General features: G+C 62.9%; 25 protein-coding genes. 14 read left to right on the plus strand and 11 right to left on the minus strand.

Annotation, left to right across the window (positions count from 1 at the left end):
- Positions 1-24 precede the first annotated feature (24 nt).
- From cbiB to ACXAEK_RS06875, 3 genes are all read right to left on the minus strand, one after another.
- Entirely contained in the window at positions 25-936 is a 912-nt protein-coding gene (gene cbiB, locus ACXAEK_RS06865) for an adenosylcobinamide-phosphate synthase CbiB (RefSeq protein WP_475040733.1), read from the minus strand.
- Positions 933-1895 (minus strand): threonine-phosphate decarboxylase, encoded by a 963-nt coding sequence (locus ACXAEK_RS06870; RefSeq protein WP_475040735.1) that lies wholly within the window; start codon positions 1893-1895, stop codon positions 933-935. Before ACXAEK_RS06870 ends, cbiB begins: the two co-directional genes overlap by 4 nt.
- A gap of 127 nt (positions 1896-2022) precedes the next feature.
- Positions 2023-2997, minus strand: coding sequence for a glutathione S-transferase family protein (locus ACXAEK_RS06875; RefSeq protein ID WP_475040736.1), 975 nt, complete (start codon positions 2995-2997; stop codon positions 2023-2025).
- 214 nt (positions 2998-3211) lie between these two features.
- On the opposite strand from ACXAEK_RS06875, the gene ACXAEK_RS06880 reads away from it, so the two are divergent.
- On the plus strand, positions 3212-3580 hold the full coding sequence (locus ACXAEK_RS06880) for a hypothetical protein (protein WP_475040738.1): 369 nt from the start codon (positions 3212-3214) through the stop codon (positions 3578-3580).
- Between the two features lie 6 nt (positions 3581-3586).
- Here the strand turns inward: ACXAEK_RS06880 and ACXAEK_RS06885 are convergent, their stop codons facing one another.
- Together ACXAEK_RS06885 and ACXAEK_RS06890 are read right to left on the minus strand one after the other, a co-directional pair.
- The gene (locus ACXAEK_RS06885) at positions 3587-4117 is read right to left on the minus strand and encodes a L,D-transpeptidase family protein (protein WP_475040739.1); all 531 of its coding nucleotides are present in this window, start codon (positions 4115-4117) and stop codon (positions 3587-3589) included.
- Between the two features lie 2 nt (positions 4118-4119).
- Positions 4120-5292, minus strand: coding sequence for a MalY/PatB family protein (locus ACXAEK_RS06890; RefSeq protein ID WP_475040740.1), 1173 nt, complete (start codon positions 5290-5292; stop codon positions 4120-4122).
- Positions 5293-5403: 111 nt separating this feature from the next.
- On the opposite strand from ACXAEK_RS06890, the gene def (ACXAEK_RS06895) reads away from it, so the two are divergent.
- The 6 genes from def (ACXAEK_RS06895) to ACXAEK_RS06920 all read left to right on the plus strand — a co-directional run bounded on the left by def (ACXAEK_RS06895) (position 5404) and on the right by ACXAEK_RS06920 (position 9148).
- Positions 5404-5922 carry a peptide deformylase gene (gene def / locus ACXAEK_RS06895; protein ID WP_475040742.1) on the plus strand — a complete coding sequence of 173 codons (519 nt, stop codon included), beginning with the start codon at positions 5404-5406 and terminating at the stop codon, positions 5920-5922.
- A gap of 13 nt (positions 5923-5935) precedes the next feature.
- Positions 5936-6433, plus strand: coding sequence for a peptide deformylase (def, locus tag ACXAEK_RS06900; protein WP_475034273.1), 498 nt, complete (start codon positions 5936-5938; stop codon positions 6431-6433).
- Positions 6434-6598: 165 nt separating this feature from the next.
- Positions 6599-7516, plus strand: a complete 918-nt coding sequence (gene fmt, locus ACXAEK_RS06905) for a methionyl-tRNA formyltransferase (RefSeq protein WP_475040743.1) — start codon at positions 6599-6601, stop codon at positions 7514-7516.
- 24 nt (positions 7517-7540) lie between these two features.
- Positions 7541-7777, plus strand: coding sequence for a hypothetical protein (locus ACXAEK_RS06910; RefSeq protein WP_475040745.1), 237 nt, complete (start codon positions 7541-7543; stop codon positions 7775-7777).
- A gap of 10 nt (positions 7778-7787) precedes the next feature.
- Complete coding sequence (locus ACXAEK_RS06915; RefSeq protein WP_475040747.1) at positions 7788-8024, plus strand: GlsB/YeaQ/YmgE family stress response membrane protein; 237 nt, start codon at positions 7788-7790, stop codon at positions 8022-8024.
- Positions 8025-8155: 131 nt separating this feature from the next.
- Positions 8156-9148: a glycosyltransferase family 2 protein gene (locus ACXAEK_RS06920; protein WP_475040748.1), complete on the plus strand. Its 993-nt coding sequence runs from the start codon at positions 8156-8158 to the stop codon at positions 9146-9148.
- A 6-nt stretch (positions 9149-9154) separates the two neighbouring features.
- Here ACXAEK_RS06920 and ACXAEK_RS06925 read toward each other — a convergent pair whose 3' ends face one another.
- From ACXAEK_RS06925 to ACXAEK_RS06950, 6 genes are all read right to left on the minus strand, one after another.
- Positions 9155-9778: a trimeric intracellular cation channel family protein gene (locus ACXAEK_RS06925; RefSeq protein ID WP_475040749.1), complete on the minus strand. Its 624-nt coding sequence runs from the start codon at positions 9776-9778 to the stop codon at positions 9155-9157.
- 16 nt (positions 9779-9794) lie between these two features.
- Positions 9795-10259: a ribonuclease HI gene (gene rnhA, locus ACXAEK_RS06930; protein WP_475040751.1), complete on the minus strand. Its 465-nt coding sequence runs from the start codon at positions 10257-10259 to the stop codon at positions 9795-9797.
- Positions 10252-10851 (minus strand): class I SAM-dependent DNA methyltransferase, encoded by a 600-nt coding sequence (locus tag ACXAEK_RS06935; RefSeq protein ID WP_475040752.1) that lies wholly within the window; start codon positions 10849-10851, stop codon positions 10252-10254. The genes rnhA and ACXAEK_RS06935 overlap by 8 nt, the downstream gene beginning before the upstream one ends.
- 21 nt (positions 10852-10872) lie before the next feature.
- Entirely contained in the window at positions 10873-11487 is a 615-nt protein-coding gene (locus ACXAEK_RS06940) for a LysE family translocator (protein WP_475040754.1), read from the minus strand.
- Between the two features lie 101 nt (positions 11488-11588).
- On the minus strand, positions 11589-12539 hold the full coding sequence (ispH, locus tag ACXAEK_RS06945; RefSeq protein WP_475040756.1) for a 4-hydroxy-3-methylbut-2-enyl diphosphate reductase: 951 nt from the start codon (positions 12537-12539) through the stop codon (positions 11589-11591).
- Between the two features lie 222 nt (positions 12540-12761).
- Complete coding sequence (locus ACXAEK_RS06950) at positions 12762-13331, minus strand: LabA-like NYN domain-containing protein (RefSeq protein ID WP_019296609.1); 570 nt, start codon at positions 13329-13331, stop codon at positions 12762-12764.
- A 137-nt stretch (positions 13332-13468) separates the two neighbouring features.
- Between ACXAEK_RS06950 and folK the strand changes: the two genes are divergently transcribed.
- The 7 genes from folK to acpS all read left to right on the plus strand — a co-directional run bounded on the left by folK (position 13469) and on the right by acpS (position 19058).
- Complete coding sequence (folK, locus tag ACXAEK_RS06955; protein ID WP_475040758.1) at positions 13469-14038, plus strand: 2-amino-4-hydroxy-6-hydroxymethyldihydropteridine diphosphokinase; 570 nt, start codon at positions 13469-13471, stop codon at positions 14036-14038.
- Positions 14039-14131: 93 nt separating this feature from the next.
- Positions 14132-14485: a DNA-directed RNA polymerase subunit omega gene (rpoZ, locus tag ACXAEK_RS06960; RefSeq protein WP_475040760.1), complete on the plus strand. Its 354-nt coding sequence runs from the start codon at positions 14132-14134 to the stop codon at positions 14483-14485.
- Between the two features lie 36 nt (positions 14486-14521).
- Positions 14522-16654 carry a RelA/SpoT family protein gene (locus ACXAEK_RS06965; protein ID WP_475040761.1) on the plus strand — a complete coding sequence of 711 codons (2133 nt, stop codon included), beginning with the start codon at positions 14522-14524 and terminating at the stop codon, positions 16652-16654.
- A gap of 55 nt (positions 16655-16709) precedes the next feature.
- Entirely contained in the window at positions 16710-17351 is a 642-nt protein-coding gene (locus ACXAEK_RS06970; protein ID WP_475040763.1) for a DUF2062 domain-containing protein, read from the plus strand.
- A 105-nt stretch (positions 17352-17456) separates the two neighbouring features.
- On the plus strand, positions 17457-18203 hold the full coding sequence (locus tag ACXAEK_RS06975; protein ID WP_475040764.1) for a pyridoxine 5'-phosphate synthase: 747 nt from the start codon (positions 17457-17459) through the stop codon (positions 18201-18203).
- A gap of 7 nt (positions 18204-18210) precedes the next feature.
- Positions 18211-18630: an ABZJ_00895 family protein gene (locus ACXAEK_RS06980; protein WP_475040766.1), complete on the plus strand. Its 420-nt coding sequence runs from the start codon at positions 18211-18213 to the stop codon at positions 18628-18630.
- Positions 18627-19058, plus strand: a complete 432-nt coding sequence (gene acpS / locus ACXAEK_RS06985) for a holo-ACP synthase (RefSeq protein WP_475040768.1) — start codon at positions 18627-18629, stop codon at positions 19056-19058. Before ACXAEK_RS06980 ends, acpS begins: the two co-directional genes overlap by 4 nt.
- The last annotated feature ends 41 nt before the right edge of the window (positions 19059-19099 follow it).

Raw genomic sequence — 19099 nt, forward strand, 5'->3', positions numbered from 1 at the left:
ACCGCTCCCATAGGGTCTTATGTGCTAGAAAACCGCGGCGATGGCAACCGTCAGGGCCAGCGCAAGCGCCCAGGTTTGCCACAAATATGTGACCGAGCGGGTGATGGTTTCGGCACTGGCGCTTTTGGCGCCGCTGGCGTGGACCCAAGCGAAATCGTGCATTTCGCCGTCATAGGAGCGCGGGCCTGCCAGGGAGGTGTCCAGCGCCCGCGCCATTGCGGCTTCCGGCCAGCCGGCATTGGGCGAGCGGTGCTTGCGCGCATCTTCTGCGATGGCGCGCCAATGGCGCAGCTGCCCGCCGGCCGCGGCGATCAGCAGACCGGTCAGCCGGGCTGGGATCAGGTTCAGCAGGTCGTCCAGCCGGGCAGAGGCCCAGCCGAAATCCCCGTACCGTTCGTTACGGTAGCCGATCATGCTGTCGGCGGTATTGAGCATCTTGTAGATGATCAGGCCGGGCAGCCCGGCGATCAGGAACCAGAAAGCAGGCGCGATGACACCGTCCGACATGTTCTCAGCACCGCTTTCGATGGCGGAGCGTGCGGCCTGTGGCGCAGTCATGGCGCCGGTGTCGCGGCTGACGATCATCGCCACGGCCTGGCGGCCCTCCTCCAGGCTGCTGCGCAGGCCCTGAGCAACCGCAGCGACATGTTCGGTCAGGGACCGCTGGGCAATAAGGACGGCTGCCACCAGAATCTCCGCCAGTGTGCCGGGCAGGGCCAGCAGCTTACCGGCGATGAAACCTGCCAGAACCAGGGCCGCTGCCGCCAGCACGCCCTTGGCGCGGCGGCTGGGGCCGGTGTTGAGTTTGCGGTCGAGGCAGCCTACCAGCCTGCCCATCAGCACCGCCGGGTGGGTCAGGCGCGACCATAGCCATTTCGGCTCTCCCAGGACAGCGTCCAGCAGCAGGGCAACGGCAAGCATTCCGGCAGTGGTCACAGCGCTGCCTCCAGCCGGTTCCAGCCGTCTGCGGGCGGCAGGCCAAGGCGCAGGAAGGTCTTGGAATAGGGGAAGATGCGGCTCCAGATATGGGCGCGGGCCAGTTTCCGCTGCCAGGCGGCGGCGTCATCCACATTGTAAAGCCGGAACAGATCGGTGCCGCCGGCCAGGCTGGCGCCCTTGGCCAGAACTATCTCATCCAGCCGGGCCGCGTCCTGACGCAGCCGGGTGCGGGTTTCCTCTGCCCAGGCGTGATCCTTCAAAGCCAGTTCGCCGGTGCGCAGGGCCGGGCCGGAGACTGCCCAGGGACCCTGCCAGGTGGCGAGCTGCGCAATCAGCTTAGGGTCGCCGATGGCAAAGCCCAGCCGCATCCCGGCCAGCCCCCAGAATTTGCCAAAGCTCTTCAGCACGATAACGCCGGGGCGGGTAGCCATGCGGATCAGGCTTTCACCCGGGCACACATCGCAGAAGCTTTCGTCGATGATCGTCAGCGGTGCGGAAAGCTCGTCCTCGCGCCACATCCGGCCATCCGGGTTGTTGGGGTGCACCGCAACCTTGGCCTCGGCGGGCCCGTGCACCCTGGTGATCCAGCCGCGGGACTCAAAGGCGGCGGCGTGTTCGTTGTAGGTGGGTTTGGTGATCTGCACCCAGCGCGGTTCGGCCAGGGCGGGCAAGGCGGCAATCAGCGCAGAGGCACCGGGGGCCGCCAGGACAGCGGCCTGATCCGGGATGTTCCAGAAGCTGCGGGCGGCCTGTTCCAGATTTGCCAGCGCATCCGCATCCGGCAGCGCCCCCCAGTCGCCGGCGCTGAATTGCGGCAGCGGGTAGGGGTGCGGGTTAATGCCGGTGGAGAGGTCGATCCAGCCGCTGCGCGTTCCGCCGAATTCGGCGATGGCGGCGCTCAGGTTGCCGCCATGGTCGCGGGGCTGGGTTGCGGGGTCGTGAGAGAGGTCATGCATCGCGGTCGCCACCGGTGAGAGTTCACACCGGCCACTGCCGGCTGCCATATGAGGCACTGCGCGTATTAACCTATGCTGCAGGGGGCGTGAACTCCCTATTTACGGTGGGGCAACGCGACGTCAGGTGTCAGCCGCGCCCGTGCGGCTCCTGCCAGTCGATGTCCGGATTGGCGGGGATGATCCGGTGCGGATTGATTGTGTCGTGGCTGAAGTAATAGTGGCGCACGATGTGCTGCATGCCCACGGTGCCGGCCACCCCCGGCCATTGGTACAGCTCGCGGGTGTAGGCCCAGAGGTTCGGATAATCCATCAGCCGTTTGCGGTTGCATTTGAAATGGGTGTGATAAACAGGATCGAAGCGCAGCAGGGTGGTGAACAAGCGCCAGTCAGCCTCGGTGATACGCTCGCCCAGCAGGTAGCGGTGCTGCGACAGCAGGTCTTCCAGCCAGTCCAAGCTATCGAACAGCGGTTCTACGGCCTCGTCATAGGCCTGCTGCGAGGTGGCAAAGCCGCATTTGTAGACGCCGTTGTTGATGGTGCTGTAGACGCGGGCATTCACGGCCTCAATCGGCTCGCGCAGCTCTTCCGGCCAATAGTCATCGCTGTTGCCGGTGATCCCGTCAAAGGCCGAGTTGAACATGCGGATGATCTCGGCGCTTTCGTTGGAGACGATGGTGTTCTGCGCCTTGTCCCACAGTACTGGAACCGTCACCCGGCCAGTGTATTCCGCATCGGCGCGGGTGTAGATCTGATGCATGTGCGAGCTGCCGAACAGCTCATCGCCTGTGGCGCCGTGCGCGTCGGTTTCAAATGTCCAGCCTTCGCCCAGCATGTCGGGATGCACGACGGAGACAGAAATATGCTCCGCCAGCCCCTTCAGCTGGCGGAAGATCAGCGTGCGGTGCGCCCAGGGGCAGGCCAGCGAGACATAAAGATGATAGCGCCCGCTTTCGGCCGTGAAACCGCCCTTGCCCGACGAGCCCGCGCTTCCATCGGCAGTGATCCAATTGCGGAACTGCGATTCGCTGCGCTTGAAGGCGCCGCCGGTGGATTTGGTGTCATACCACCGGTCGTGCCATTTCCCGTCGATCAAAAGGCCCATAACGTGTGCTCCTGCTGCTGTGCAGGGCAAACATATGCAGACACAGCCTGCGCGCCTATGCAAGCCAGCGCGCAGGCCGTCTGCACCCCTGCACAGGAGCAACAAAATTGCGCGGCCGTCAAATTTTCGAAAATGTTCACTTGATTTTATATATTTGTGACGCACCGTTGAAAGAAGGACCCGTGTGAACCGAAGCATCTGGAAGGCCGCTGCCATGAACACCTATGTACCCAAAGCTGTGCAGGAAGCGCTGGACACCGCCCGCCTTCAAGGGATGCGGAAAAAGAGCCGTTTGCGGGTGATGGCGGATAATGAGCTGTATCCGGTGCTGCGGCTGTGGAAGACTGGCTTCTCGGTCGAGGCGGAGACCGCGCCGATGCTGCGCGGGCTGGTCGATATCTACGACGGCGCCCGCCATGTCTCGCAATGCCTGATCGTGGCAGGCGAGGAAGAGGGCGGCGAGATGCGTTATGAATTCAAGCGGTCCACCCCTGCTGCGGACAAGGCGCCGGTGGATTTCTACAAGTCGCCGGACGGGCCTGCCGGGCTCATCCCCTTTGACCAGTCGCAGGGCAAGATCTGAAACGGTTCAGGGACGGATTTCCACTTCCGTCCCGATGTCCGCCAGGCGCCAGAGCGTTTTCATCTGTTCGTTGCTGACAGCGATGCAGCCAGCAGTCCAGTCGCCGGGAAGGGTGATCAGGCTGCCGACCGAGTTCGGCTGTCCGTGGATGAAGATATCGCCGCCAGGGCTGACGCCTGCGGCCTTGGCCGCTGCCCTGTCCTCGGGTTTGGGGTAGTTGATCCCCAGCGACAGGTGATAGGCGCTGTTCGGGTTGCGCCGGTCGATCTGGAAAATGCCTTCGGGGGTTTTACCGTCGCCTTCCTGGAACTTGTCGCCCAATGGGGCAAATCCAAGCGCGATTGGAAATTCCAGCACTGTCTCGCCGCCGCGGCTGGCGGTCAGGCGGCGGGCGGACTTCTCGATCAGGATGCGGTCGACCCTGTCCACCGCCGCGCCCAAGGGCGGCGGCGCCGGGCGCGGGGCAAAGGCCTGCCAGGCCATCCAGGCGGCGCCGGTCAGAACAACCAGCGCCAAGAGGCGCAGCAGGCGCTTCATGGTTACTGAAGGTCCGAGAAGGCTGCGGTCAGGCGGCGGCAGGCTTCTTCCACCCGGGAGCGCTGGGTGGCCAGGTTGAAGCGCTCCATCAATTCGCCGCCGGTGCCGAAACCATCGCCGGGCGAGGTGGCAATTTTGGCGTCTTCGCGCAGGCGCCTGACGAATTCCTCACGGCTCATGCCGGTGCCGGAGAAATCGACCCAGGCCAGGTAGGTAGAGGCCAGTGGCAGCGATTTCAGCCCGGGCAAGGCATTGACCGTCTCATCGAACAGTTTCCGGTTGCCTTCCAAGTGGGCGATCTGCGCATCCACCCACTCCGCGCCCTCAGGCGAGTAGGCGGCGGTGATCATTGCCACGCCGAGGGAGCTTGGGTCATAGTCCAGCGTGTTCAGGCGATGGCGCATCTTGGCGCGCAGCTCAGGGTCGGCAATGATCATGTTGCCGGTGCGCTGGCCTGCGATGTTGAAGGTCTTGGAGGCGGCAGTCAGGGTAATCGTCCAGGGGCGGGCTTCGGGGGCTGCGGCATCCATCGGCACAAAGGTGTGGCCCGGATAGACCAGGTCGTGGTGGATTTCATCCGAGACCAGGATCAGCTCGTTGCGCTTGGCGAAATCTGCCACCGCCCGCAGCTCCTCCGGCGTCCAGACCCGGCCCGAGGGGTTCTGCGGCGAGCACCACAGAAGCAGCTTTTCAGAGCCGTCCAGCCGCGACTGGGCGTCGTCCAGATCGACGCTGTACTCATCGCCGTCGCGTGCCAGCGGGCATTCCACCACCTTGCGGCCCGCCTTGTTCACCTTGTGGGCAAACTCATGGTAGACGGGCGAGAAGATCACCACGCCATCATCCGGTGCGGTCAGCACATCCAGGCACAGGGCAATCGCGTTGCCGAGGCCCTGGGTGGTCAGGATCCAGTCGGTTTCGATCTCCCAGCTGTGCCGGTTCTTCATCCACCACTGCACCGCCTGCAGATATTCCGGGTGCTGCCAGGAGTAGCCAAAGACGCCATGTTCAGCGGCCTTTTTGACGGCCTCGATGACACAGGGCGCAGTCTGGTAATCCGAATTTGCGGTCCACATCGCCAGCCCGTCCTCGGCGGAGACGCCGAACAGCTGCTCCATCTTGTCCCATTTTGAGCTATGGGTGCCGCGGCGGTCGGCGGGTTTGTCGAAATTCATGCGGTGGACTCCCGTGTCGTTGCCCGTAACTTTGCCAGCGAAGCTAATCGCTGCTGCGCTGCGCGCAAGGGGGGCGTTGCGGTAAAGCGGCTGATCGCATAGATGAACCTCATGAAACGACCGATCCTGATCCATCCCGACCCCCGCCTGAAAAAGGTCTGTGTGCCTTTGCCGGACCTGAGCGATGACTTGCGCGTGCTGGCGGATGACATGCTGGAAACCATGTACGCTGCGCCCGGCATCGGCCTGGCGGCGCCGCAGATCGGCATCCTGCAGCGGCTGATCGTGCTGGATTGCGTCAAGGAAGAAGACGGCGAGCCGCGCCCGCTGGTGATGTTCAACCCGCAGATCATCTCCTCCTCGGACGAAACCAATGTCTATGAGGAAGGCTGCCTGTCGATCCCGGATCAATACGCCGAGGTGACCCGCCCCAAGGTGGTGGAGGTCGAATGGATGGACCGTGACGGCAATGCGAGAACCGAGACGTTTGACGGGCTTTGGGCCACTTGCGTGCAGCATGAGATCGACCATTTGGACGGCAAGCTGTTCATTGATTACCTGAAGCCGCTGAAGCGCCAGATGATCACCCGCAAGATGCAGAAGCTGAAGCGCGAACGCGCCCGCGCCTGAGGGATTACCAGACATGACTGTCCGCACCTGCCTGCCCTGGCCTGACAAGCGCCTGCGCGCCAAGGCCGAGGAAGTAACCGAGATCACCGACGAGATCCGCGAGATCTGGAACGACATGGTCGATACCATGGACGCGATGCCGGGCGTCGGCCTGGCGGGCAACCAGATCGGTGTGATGCTGCGGCTTGCGGTGGTGGATGGCTCCACCGAGCGCGGCAAGGCGGTGAAGCTGGCCAACCCCGAGATCCTGCATGCCTCGATCGAACTGCGCGAGCATGACGAGGCCAGCCCCAACCTGCCGGGTGTGTCGGCCAAGATCAAACGGCCGCGGGCGGTGACGGTCCGCTACATCAATGAGCAGGGCATGGTCGACCGCCGCGACTTTGTCGGCATCGAGGCGACCTCGGTGCAGCACCAGATCGACCATCTGAACGGCAAGATGTATTTCGACCGCCTCAGCAAGGTGAAGCGCGACATGCTGATCCGCAAGGCGAAGAAGCTGAACGGCTGAGGCCGGATTTCCATTCTCCGGGCCGGTTGCGGCCCGGTTTTCGCCCGGCCCCGCCCCCAGGGCAGGCGCGAAACGCCCGCCCCGGGACCGGGCGCGACCCTTTTGTTGCGCTGCAAGGCCCCGCCAGACGTGCGGCAAGGCAGCGGGGCAGGGACGGGAACGCTGATGCGCATCATCTTTATGGGAACACCTGATTTCTCGGTGCCGGTGCTGGACGCGCTGGTTGCGGCCGGGCACGAGATTGCCGCCGTTTACTGCCAGCCGCCCCGGCCTGCGGGCCGCGGCAAGAAGGACCGTCCCACCCCCGTCCACGCCCGCGCCGCGGCCCTGGGGCTGGAGGTGCGCCATCCGGTCTCGCTGAAAGGGACGGAGGAGCAGGCGGCTTTTGCGGCGCTGAATGCTGACGTTGCGGTGGTTGTTGCCTATGGGCTGATCCTGCCGCAGGCGGTGCTGGACGCGCCTGTGCATGGCTGCCTGAACATTCATGCGAGCCTTTTGCCGCGCTGGCGCGGGGCGGCACCGATTCACCGGGCGGTGATGGCGGGCGATGCGGAGACCGGTGTCTGCATCATGCAGATGGAGGCCGGGCTCGACACCGGGCCGGTGCTGCTGCGCGAAGCCACAGCCATCGGCACCGAGGAAACCACTGCCCAGCTGCATGACCGGCTGTCGGAAATGGGGGCTGGGCTGATCGTCGAGGCACTCACCCGCCTGCCGGAACTGATGCCTGAGGTACAACCGGAAGACGGCGTCATCTACGCCGAAAAGATCGACAAGGCAGAGGCGCAGATCGACTGGTCCCGCCCCGCCGCGGAAGTGGACCGCAAGATCCGCGGGCTGTCGCCCTTCCCGGGCGCCTGGTGCGAGGTTGAAGGCCAGCGGGTGAAGCTGTTGGCCTCACGGCTGGCGGAAGGCCGGGGAAATCCCGGCGAAGTGCTTGATGACGGGCTGACCATCGCCTGCGGCGAAGGGGCAGTTCAACTGCTGCGCTTGCAACGGGCAGGCAAAAGCGCGCAGGATCCGGACGTATTCCTGCGCGGCTTCCCTGTTCCCAAGGGCAGCCGCCTGCAATCAGAACTGTAATCAGACTGCAACCGGAGGCGCGTGATGATCCTGACCTTGATGGGCACCGTGGTGATTGCCGGCATTGTCGGTTATGCTTCTGAGCGCAGCGGGTTCACCAGCAATGGCTATGTGCAATCAATCATCATCTGCACCGGCGGGGCCTTTTTGTTCTATTTCGTGCGGCTGATGTTCGGCATAGGATTCAGCGCGCCGGGCTGGAATGCCATTGCCTCCTCGATCGGGGCGCTGGTGATCGTGCCCACCCATTGGCGCAGATAGAGAGGCGGATATGCCCATCATCGCCCTGATCATCATTGGTGCCGCGGCGGGGTTTCTGGCAACCCGGCTGATGAGGCTGGAAACCGGTATCATCACCACAGTTTGCATCGGGATGGCAGGTGCGCTCATCGGCGGGCTGGTGCTGCGGTTTCTTCTGACGGTTATGGGCTTCATGGCGGGCTTTGCCGGCGCGGTCCTGGGCGCCCTGCTGCTGATCTGGCTGTGGCAGCGCTATGGCGGCCGGTAGCCGCCGCTGCGGCGCAGAGGCCACAGCCCATAGATGAGCGCAGAATTTCTGCTGCACAGCTCCAGCGAATGCTTAAGATAGGCCAACCGCTGCATAAAGCCGCGGAAAACCGAGGCAGAGAGCATTAGCAGATGACACAGGACAGCGGCCGCTCTGGCACGCCGAAAGTGGTGGTTGTAACCACCATGAAAGACGAAGGCGCCTATATTCTCGATTGGATCAGCCATTACAAAGCGATCGGTGTCAGCAACTTTGTGATTTTCACCAACGATTGTTCGGACCCGACCGACCACATCCTGCGCAACTTGCACCGGATGGGTGTGATTGAGCACCGGTTCAACCGGGTGATGCGGCGCGGCCCGCACAAAAGCGCCCTGATGTGGGCGGAATATGAACCCAAGGTGCAAGAGGCTGACTGGGTCCTTGTCATTGATGTCGATGAGTTTTTGCAGATCAACTCCGGTGACGGAACTTTGCCGGGATTGCTGGCAGAACGGGCGGATGCGGATGCGGTTTCCTTTGTCTGGCGCATTTTCGGCAATGCCGGAGTTGGGGTCGTGGATCACCCGCCTGTACCGCAGGCTTTTACCCGCGCTGAACCGGCGGCAGGCAGCCCGGAGGAGCACCGGTTTTTCAAGACCGCTTACCGCAACAACGGCAAGTTCGACCGTATGGGAGTCCACCGTCCCTTTCTGGCCGTGCCGCCAGAGGAGGTGAACTGGCAGCTGGCGGATGGCACCCGTCTGCCCGGGGATGAGCTGGAAGGTATTTTGTATGTGCGCGGCGGATACGGGTATTCCGCAGCGCAGCTCAATCACTATGCGCTTCGCTCCCGTGATGGGTTCTTAAACAAGAAGGCACGGGGACGCGCCAATCATTTCACGTCTTCGATCGAGCCGGGCTACTGGCACAAGTTCGACCGGAATGAAGAGGAAGATACTTCGCTGGCGCAGAACTTTGCAGCTGCGTTGAAGATAAGGGACGAACTGTTGCAGGATGAGAGGCTGCGGGAACAGCATGAGCTGGCCCTGGTCTGGCACCGGCGCAGGGGGCGCAAGGCCAGAATCAGTCAAGAGGGCCAGACTTTCCTTAAGCTGCTGGAGGGCAGCCGGAAAACCGCCTGACCGGTTTCAGCTGCGGGGCGGCCGGCTTTTGTAGACTGGCAAGTGCCAGCCGAACAGTACAGAGCCAGCCCGCAGAACCCAGCACACACAGGCGCAGGCCAGCAGGGCAAACCGCAGTTCGACGCCCAGCCAGATGGCAGCAACCGCAGTGATCGCGCCTGCCATGGCGCAGGTGATGTAGAGTTCGCCCTGTTTCAGAACCAGCGGCACCTCGTTGCACACGACGTCGCGCATCAGCCCGCCCATAGTGCCGGTTGCCATTCCCATCAGGACGGTGATCACCGGCGGGCTGTCCAGGGCCAGGGCTGCGCCGGTGCCTGCGGGCACCGCGACTGCCAGGGCGAAACTGTCGAGCCAAACCACCCAGCGCAGGCGGCTTTCCAGCAGATGCGCGGTGAAGAACACCGCTACTGCGGCAAGGGCCGCCAGCAGGATGTAGTTGGGATTGCCGATCCAGAACACCGGATTGCGGTCCAGCAGCAGGTCGCGCAGCGTGCCGCCGCCCAGAGCGGTCAGGCAGGCGACAAAGGCAAAGCCGACGATGTCGAGCTGCGCCCGGCTGGCAACCAGCGCGCCGGTCAGTGCAAAGACCAGCACCGAGGCATAGTCCAGCAAAGCCAGAAAGGTCATCGGGTGTCCCCGCGCATCAGGCGCTTTTCTTCTTCTTGAAGGGGGCCATGCCTGCGCGTGCCAGCTCATCTGCGCGCTCGTTCTCCGGGTGGCCTGCGTGGCCCTTTACCCATTCCCAGGTTACCTTGTGGCGGGCCTGCGCTTCGTCCAGCCGCTGCCACAGCTCGACGTTTTTCACCGGCTTCTTGTTTGATGTCTTCCAGCCGTTTTTCTTCCAGCCGAAGATCCAGCCCGTGACGCCGTTCTTCACATAGGCAGAGTCGGTCACCACAGTGATGGTGGACGGCCGCGCCAAACTTTCCAGTGCATTGATTGCGGCCAGCAGTTCCATCCGGTTGTTGGTGGTCTCACCTTCGCCGCCCTGCAGTTCTTTTTCTTTGACGATGGTATCACCGTCCATGGCGCGCAGCAGGACACCCCAGCCGCCGGGGCCGGGATTTCCAGAGCAGGCGCCGTCGGTATAAGCAAATAATTCAGGCATGCGCCGTCAGTACTACGAACTCCTGGGCAGTGCCAGCCAGTCCTTTGCCTGTACCGCGGCGGGCATCCAGCACGGTGAAGCCGGCGGATTCGAGGTGCTGGCGCAGCTCGTCCCCGCTGTAATAGGCATAGAATCTGCCCAGTTCATCGCGGCCTTCGCCTTTGCCCAGTTTCATCGCCAGGCACAGTATGCCGCCTTTGGTCAGCGCCCGGTGCACAGCGGACAGGTGGGTGGCAAGCTCAGCCTGCGGTACGTGCAGCAGGCTGAAGTAGGCCCAAATGCCGTCAAACACTGCCTGTGCATCCAGGGCGTGAAAGTCTGCGGTAATGACCTCGATCCCATAGGCTGCGCGGGCGGCCTCTGCCATTTCCGGCGAAGCATCGAGTGCAGCCACACGAAAGCCCCCATCCCGGAAACGCGCGGCCCAATGGCCGGGGCCGCAGCCGAGGTCCAGCACCGTACCGCCTTCCGGCAGACGGGCGGTGAAGGCCTGAAAATCGGCCTCCTCTCCCGGGTCCGTTCTGCCTGTGAACAGCTTGGAGTATTCCTTGGCGCGGTCGTTGTAGATGCTGATGGTTCTGTCATCGCTCATCGGGGTTCTCCAAGGGTCCGGTCAGGCACGCTCCACCGCTAGCCGCGCAGCGAGCCCCGTAAAGACGGCAGCAAAGCCGCGGTTGAGCCACTTCAGCACCCGCTCGCTGTTCAGAAGGTAGGTGCGGGCCTGGGCGGCAAACAGGCCATACAGCACGAAAATGGCAAAGGTCAGTGCCATGAATACCAGCCCGAGGACAGACATCTCCAGCGTCGCGCTGGCGGGGTTGCCGCTCAGGAATGGCGGCAGCAGCGCCAGGAAGAACACCGACAGCTTGGGGTTCAGGATATTGATCAGCGCTCCGCGCCAGGCGATTTTCCAGCCGGGCTGACTGGTGCGTTTCGAGGACACGGCCAATGCACCGCCGCTGCGCAGCGCCTGCCAGGCGAGGTACAGGAGATAGGCCACCCCCGCCGCTTTGACGATCTGGAACAGCAGAGCAGAGCTGTGCAGAACGGCCGCCAGCCCCAGCGTGGCAGCCGCCAGATGCGGAGCAATGCCGAAAGTGCAGCCGGCCGCGGCCCAAATGGAGGCGCGCCAGCCTTGGCCAAGACCCAGCGCCAGCGTGTAAATGACGCCCGTGCCGGGGGCGAGGACGACAACAAATGCAGTGATCAGAAAGTGCAGCGTAATCATGAATGCGGCTCCAGAAAAAATGCCCGGGAGCCTATGCCTAACACGGTTAGACCGCAGCGGGTGTGATTTCTGTCACTTTCGCTGCACTCTGGCTTGTGCGTTCACGCAGGCTGCCGCAGTACCCGGGGCACCTTGAATTCCACTGTTTCCACCGCGGTCTCCACGACCTCTACGGTCACCTCGTACCGCTGGCGGAAAGCGTCGATCACCTCGTTGACCAGCAGTTCGGGGGCAGAGGCGCCGGCGGTGATGGCGACAGAGCGGATGCCCTCCAGCGCGCGCCAGTCGATGTTTTCGGCACGCTGCACCAGCTGGGCGTAATCGCAGCCGTTCTTGGCGCCTACTTCGACCAGGCGGCGGGAGTTCGAAGAATTCGGGGCGCCGACCACCAGCAGGGCATCCGCCTTGGGGGCCACCGATTTTACCGCTTCCTGGCGGTTGGTGGTGGCATAGCAGATGTCTTCCTTGTGCGGGCCGATGATGTTGGGAAAGCGTTCCTCCAGCGCCGCGACGATGCCCTTGGTGTCATCGACCGACAGGGTGGTCTGGGTGACATAGGCCAGACGGTCCGGGTCGCGAACCTCAACATGCGCCACATCGGCGGCGGTCTCCACCAGCAGCACCTCACCGTCGGGCAGCTGGCCCATTGTGCCGATGGTCTCCGGGTGGCCCTTGTGGCCGATCATGATCATCTGCAGCCCGGCCTCAGCATGGCGCTGGGCCTCGATGTGCACTTTGGAGACCAGCGGGCAAGTCGCATCGACATAGATCATCTCGCGCGCTTCGGCGGCCGCGGGCACTGATTTCGGCACCCCGTGGGCAGAGAAAATCACCGGCCGGTCGTCGGGGCATTCGTCCAGCTCCTCGACAAAGACCGCGCCTTTTTCACGCAAAAAGTCGACCACGAATTTGTTGTGCACGATTTCGTGGCGGACATAGACCGGCGCACCCCATTTGCCAATCGCCATTTCGACGATCTTGATCGCGCGGTCGACGCCGGCGCAAAAGCCGCGCGGCGCGGCGAGGTAAAGGGTCAGGGCTGGCTTGGTCATGGGCGTCTCCTTGCGCGCCAGAGGTAAGCGCTTCGGGCGGCAAGGTCCAGTGCTGGTAGGGCCCGGATGTGACGGCATCAAGCCGCACAATTCGAGTGTTCAGCGGCGGCCGTTAGAAAAAAATGGTTTGCCAGTCTTCAAAAGCGGCTGGCGGCCGGAGGCATTGGAACAGGCCCCACCCCATCAGGTGCCTGTTCCGCAACCCTTTCCGGCGGTCCGGTCTCAGCCGTGTGCAGCTGTTGCGGAACGCGGTTCGCTTTGCTCGCGCGGCGGGCGGCCGATCACGTCGCGCAGTTCTTCCAGCTCGATGAAATTGTCGGCCTGGCGGCGCAGGTCGTCAGAGATCATCGGCGGCTGGCTGCGGATGGTCGAGACCACCGAAACCCGCACACCCTGGCGCTGCAGGCTGGCAATCAGCGGGCGGAAATCCCCATCACCCGAGAACAGCACGATGTGGTCCACGCGCGGCGCCAGCTCCATGGCATCGACCGTAAGCTCGATGTCCATATTGCCCTTGACCTTACGGCGGCCCATGCTGTCGGTGTATTCCTTGGCCGGTTTGGTGACCATGGTAAAGCCGTTGTAATGCAGCCAGTCCACCAACGGACGGATCGGGGAGTACTCGTCATTTTCCAGCAAGGCGGTATAATAAAACGCCCGCAGAAGCTTGCCGCGGCGCATGAATTCCTGCCGCAAGAGCTTATAGTCGATGTCAAATCCGAGCGCCTTGGCCGCGGCGTACAGATTTGAACCGTCTATGAACAGCGCAAGCCGTTCGTCCTTGTAAAACATAAATTTTTCCTTCCGGTATCGCCGTCTCAGCCAGGTGTTCCGTGAGTGAATGCTTGAAATTGGCGGGACGGGTGGACTTAATGTAAGTTATTTGTCATTTGCCGCAAGTGTACTGCCATTCTGAAATAGGGTCAAAAATGGCCGGAAAACGGAAAACGTCGCTCATCGCCCTCGGCGGCAACCTGCCTGTTGACGCTAATGCGCCTCAAGTCACCTTGTCAAAAGCTATTGCTGACCTGCAATCGGAAGACATCGTGCTGCGCAGCGTTTCAAGGTTCTTTCAAACGCCGTGTTTCCCGGCAGGAGCGGGACCGGATTATGTGAACGCTGCCGTTGCGGTTGAGACCTGTTTGACTGCGGAAGCATTGCTGGCCCGCCTGCATGAGGTAGAGGCGCGGTTTGCCCGTGTGCGGGAGCAGCGCTGGGGGATGCGGACCCTGGATCTGGACCTAGTGGACTACGGTGGCGCGGTGTTGCCGGATGCGGCGGGATACGCCCGCTGGCAGGGGTTGCCGCTGGAGCGCCAGATGCAGGACGCGCCGGGGCAGCTTATACTTCCGCACCCGCGTATTCAGGACCGGGCCTTTGTGCTGGTGCCGCTGGCGGATATTGCGCCGCGCTGGCGCCACCCGGTGCTGCAGAAAACTGTGACGGAAATGCTGGTGGAATTGCCGGAACAGGACGTGGCCGGAGTTGTCCCTCTCTGATCCGCGCAATGCGGTGTTTTCCGCCCTTGTCAAGAGAAACATTTGGGCGTAAATGTCTGCCTTCTGGACCAGGAATGAATTGGAGAGTCGCTGATGGCCCGCGTGACGGTTGAAGATTGTGTAGACAAGGTTCCCAACCGCTTTGAGCTGGTGATGCTGGCAGCGCATCGCGCCCGTGAGATTTCGGCTGGTGCCCCGATCACCGTTGAGCGTGACAACGACAAGAACCCTGTTGTGTCCCTGCGCGAAATCGCCGACGAGACCCAAAGCGCGGACGAGCTGCGCGAGCGCCTGATTGAGAGCAACCAAACTCAGATCGAAGTGGACGAGCCGGAAGAGGATTCGATGGCTCTGCTGATGGGTGCGGATGGCGACAAACCCGCCGAAGACGATATGTCGGAAGAGAAACTGCTGCGCGCGCTGATGGAGGCCCAGGGCCAGGGCTAAGGCTTGCGTTGACGAATTTGAGGCTGCGGACCGGACATGATTTCCCCTGACGACCTGATTGCTCTGGTCCGCAACTACAACCCCAAAACAAATGCGGACAGGATCGCCGAGGCCTATGCCTTTGGCGAGCAGATGCATGAGGGGCAGTTCCGCCACTCGGGCGAGCCCTATTTCACGCATCCGGTGGCGGTGGCCGCGATCCTGACCGAACAGCGCCTGGATGATGCAACCATCATCACCGCGCTGCTGCATGACACCATCGAAGACACCAAAGCCAACTACGAGGAAGTCGCCCGCCGCTTTGGCGACGAGGTGGCGATGCTGGTCGACGGCGTCACCAAACTGACCAATCTGCAGCTTTCCAGCCGCGAGACCAAGCAGGCGGAGAACTTCCGCAAGCTGTTCATGGCGATGTCCAAGGACCTGCGGGTGATCCTTGTGAAGCTTGCCGACCGCCTGCACAACATGCGCACCATCAAGGCGATGCGCCCGGAAAAGCAGGCCCAGAAGGCGCGCGAGACGATGGATATCTATGCGCCTCTTGCGGGGCGCATGGGGATGCAGTGGATGCGAGAGGAGCTGGAGGATCTGGCTTTCCGTGTCTTGAATGCAGAAGGCCGCCAGTCGATCATCCGCCGCTTTGTGACCCTGCAGCGGGAAACCGGCGATGTGATTCACCGGATCACCGGCGACATGCGGCTGGAGCTGGAAAAGGCTGGGATCGAGGCAGAAGTATTCGGCCGCGCCAAGAAGCCCTATTCGATCTGGCGCAAGATGCAGGCCAAGGACCAGGGCTTCTCGCGGCTCTCCGACATTTACGGCTTCCGGGTAATCACCACCTCGGAAGAGGATGCCTACCGCGCGCTGGGCGCGATCCACCAGCGCTGGCGGGCTGTGCCGGGCCGGTTCAAGGACTATATCAGCCAGCCGAAATCGAACGGCTACCGGTCGATCCACACCACCGTGTCGGGGCGTGACGGCAAGCGGGTGGAGGTGCAGATCCGCACCCGCCAGATGCACGACGTGGCCGAAACCGGGGTTGCGGCGCATTGGTCCTACCGGGACGGGGTGCGCACCGAAAACCCATTTGCTGTCGATCCGGCCAAATGGATCGCCTCGCTGACGGAACAGTTCGATGCTGAGGACGACCACGACGAATTCCTCGAGGCCGTGAAGCTCGAGATGTATTCGGACCAGGTGTTCTGCTTCACCCCCAAGGGCGATGTGATCAAGCTGCCCAAGGGCGCGACGCCGATCGATTTTGCCTATGCCATCCACACCCGCATCGGCAGCTCCTGCGTCGGCGCCAAGGTGGACGGCATCCGGGTGCCCCTGTGGACACGGCTGCGCAACGGCCAGTCGGTGGATGTGATCACCGCCGAAGGCCAGACACCGCAGGTGAGCTGGCTGGAGATCGCCACAACCGGCAAGGCCCGCACTGCCATCCGCCGGTCCCTGCGAGAGGCGGACCGGGCGCGGTTTGTGAAGCTGGGGCATGAGCTGGCGCGTTCAGCCTTTGAACACGTCGGCAAGAAGGCGACCGACAAGGCGCTGGAAACCGCGGCGCGGGCGCTGCGGGCCAGCGGCGTCGATGAGCTGCTGGCGCGGCTGGGCGCTGCCGAGATTACCGCGCATGACGTGGTGCAGTCGGTCTACCCCGAACTGACCACCGGCGACGGTGACGAAATCTCGCCGCGCCGGGCGGTGGTCGGCCTGGAACCGGGCCAGAGCTTTGAGCGCGCCCCCTGCTGCCAGCCGCTGCCGGGCGAGCGTATCATCGGCATCACTTACCGGGGCCGTGGCGTGGTGGTGCATGCGGCCGATTGCGACCGGCTGAGCGAATTTGAGGATCAGGTGGAGCGCTGGGTCGATGTGCAGTGGCACAGCGGCACCCACCCGGCAGCCTATGGCACCACGCTGGAGCTGACCATCGGGAATGATGCCGGGGTGCTGGGACGCATTTGCACATTGATTGGCGAGAAAAAGGCCAATATCTCGGACCTGGAATTTGTAGACAGGAAACCAGACTTTTACCGGCTCATGATCAATGTGGAACTGCGGGATGTGGAACAGCTGCACTCGCTGATGCTGACGCTCGAGGCGGAAAGCGATGTTGCCGCGGTGGCGCGGTTCCGGGAAAAGCCGGAAGAGCGCCACTTCCCGGGGTAAGCCGCTGAAACTCTGAGCTGGGAACTGGGCCGGGAACTGGGAAGGACGCACAGCTTTGGTATTCAGGCGCCGGGACAGACGCCCGCCCCTCCGGGCTCTGGCGGATTTCCTCTGGCCGCGCGGCGGCTGGGGCAGGGCGTTCCTGTATGTAAAGCACCGGGTGCGCCGGCTCCCCGATTCGCCTGAACGCATCGCCCGCGGCATCTGGGCTGGCGTGTTCACCACCTTCACCCCGTTCTATGGGCTGCACTTTCTGGTGGCTGCCATCATCGCGCGGGTGATGAATGGCAATATCCTTGCCTCGCTGAGTGCGACTTTCTTTGGCAACCCTCTGACCTATGTGCCGATCGGGGTGGCGTCCTTGCAAACCGGGCATTGGATTCTGGGGACCGAGTTTGACGAGCAGGTGGACAAATCCCTGGTGGGCAAGTTCATGGATGCAGGCAAGGACCTGAAGGACAACCTGTTTGCCCTGTTCATGGATCAGCCGGCGGACTGGCAGGGGCTGCACCTGTTTTATAACGAGGTGTTCTATCCCTATATGATCGGCGGCATCATTCCGGGGATCATTTCTGCCACTGTCTGCTATGTGCTGAGCCTGCCTGCGATCCGGTTTTATCAGCAGCGCCGCCGGGCCAGGATCAAGGCCAAGTTCGAGGCGATCAAGCAGCGCGCCGACATCAATACCGAGTCCTGACTGCAGCAGAAGGATTGTACCAATTCCGCCTGCAAGCTTGCGCTTGCCTGCGGCCTGTCTAGTCTTTGGCTAAGGCTTTGACTTCAGACGGATTGGACAACTGCCATGACACAGGACCTGCTGCGCCTGGGCGTGAACATCGACCATGTGGCCACTGTGCGCAACGCCCGCGGCGGCGCCTATCCGGACCCGGTTCGGGCGGCGAAACTGGCCGAGGAAGCGGGTGCCGACGGCATCACCGCCCACCTGCGCGAAGACCGCCGGCATATCACTGACGCCGACATAGACGGGCTGATGGAGGCGCTGTCCGTGCCGCTGAATTTCGAGATGGCCGCAACCGGGGAAATGCAGAAGATAGCGTTGCGGCATAAGCCGCACGCAGTGTGCATCGTGCCGGAGAAGCGCGAGGAGCGGACCACCGAGGGCGGGCTGGACGTGGCCCGCGAGGAGAACCGGCTGGCGCATTACATCGCGCCGCTTCGGGATGCGGGCTGCCGGGTGTCGATCTTTATTGCGGCCGACAAGAAGCAGATCGAGACCGCGCACCGGATCGGCGCCGAGGTGGTCGAGCTGCACACCGGTGCCTATTGCGAATTCCACGCAGAGGGGGAGCTCGTGGAGCGCGACCGCGAACTGGAGGCGCTGCGGGATATGTCTGCCTATGCCCATTCGCTGGGGCTGGAAGTTCACGCGGGCCACGGGCTGACATATGATACCGTCCAGCAGGTCGCCGCTTTTCCCGAAGTGCGCGAACTGAACATTGGCCATTTCCTGATCGGTGAGGCAATATTCCGCGGGCTGGTGCCGGCTGTGCAGGAAATGCGCCGGCTGATGAATGAAGTGCGGGGATAAGTCTGCAATGCAAGTCAATTTGATCCGCTATGGGCTGATCTGGATGGCGGCCTCGGTCGGGATGATGCTGCTGGGCCTGCTGCTGGCACAGTTCGGGGTGGGCATGCCGGCCGGCCTGGCCACGGTGCTGCCGCCAATGGTGGCTTCGGTCATGGAGGGTATGCGCATCGCACAAACGGCCCGTGAGCCCTTGACGGGCAGGGCCGCTTGGAAAAACGCCGCGGCGATGACCGGGGTTGTGGCGCTGCTGACCATCGCCCAACTGCCGCTGTATTGGAACAACCCAGTGATTGTTGAGGCGCGGCAAACCATCCCGCTGGTTTTCCTCGCGGGCATTTTTGTGCTGCTTCTGGCCGTCATCCTGATGGTCAACCGCCTGTTCCTGGGCCATGGCATCAAACTGGGGCTGAAGCGGCTGGAAGAATGATCCTCGGCATCGGAACCGATCTGGCCAATATTGAGCGGATCCAGCGCACGCTGGACCGGTTCGGGGACCGCTTTCGCAACCGGGTCTTTACCGAAGTGGAGCAGAAGAAGGCTGAGCGCCGCCGGGATGTCGTGGGCACCTATGCCAAGCGATGGGCCGCCAAGGAGGCTTGCTCCAAGGCACTGGGCACCGGTTTGCGGATGGGCATTGCCTGGAAGGACATGGCGGTCTCCAACTTGCGCTCCGGCCAGCCGGTGATGCATGTAACGGGCTGGGCCGCCGAACGCCTGCAACAGATGACCCCGCCCGGCCATGAGGCGGTGATTCACGTGACATTGACCGATGATCACCCCTGGGCGCAGGCCTTTGTCGTGATCGAAGCGCGCCCCGCGCCCGTGGACACAGCGGAAATGCCCTCGGGAACTTGACTTGCCCCCTTTAGGCCCGCATGTAGCCCCGGACCCTGTTT

Source organism: Leisingera sp. ABM4_101 (genome assembly GCF_056158725.1).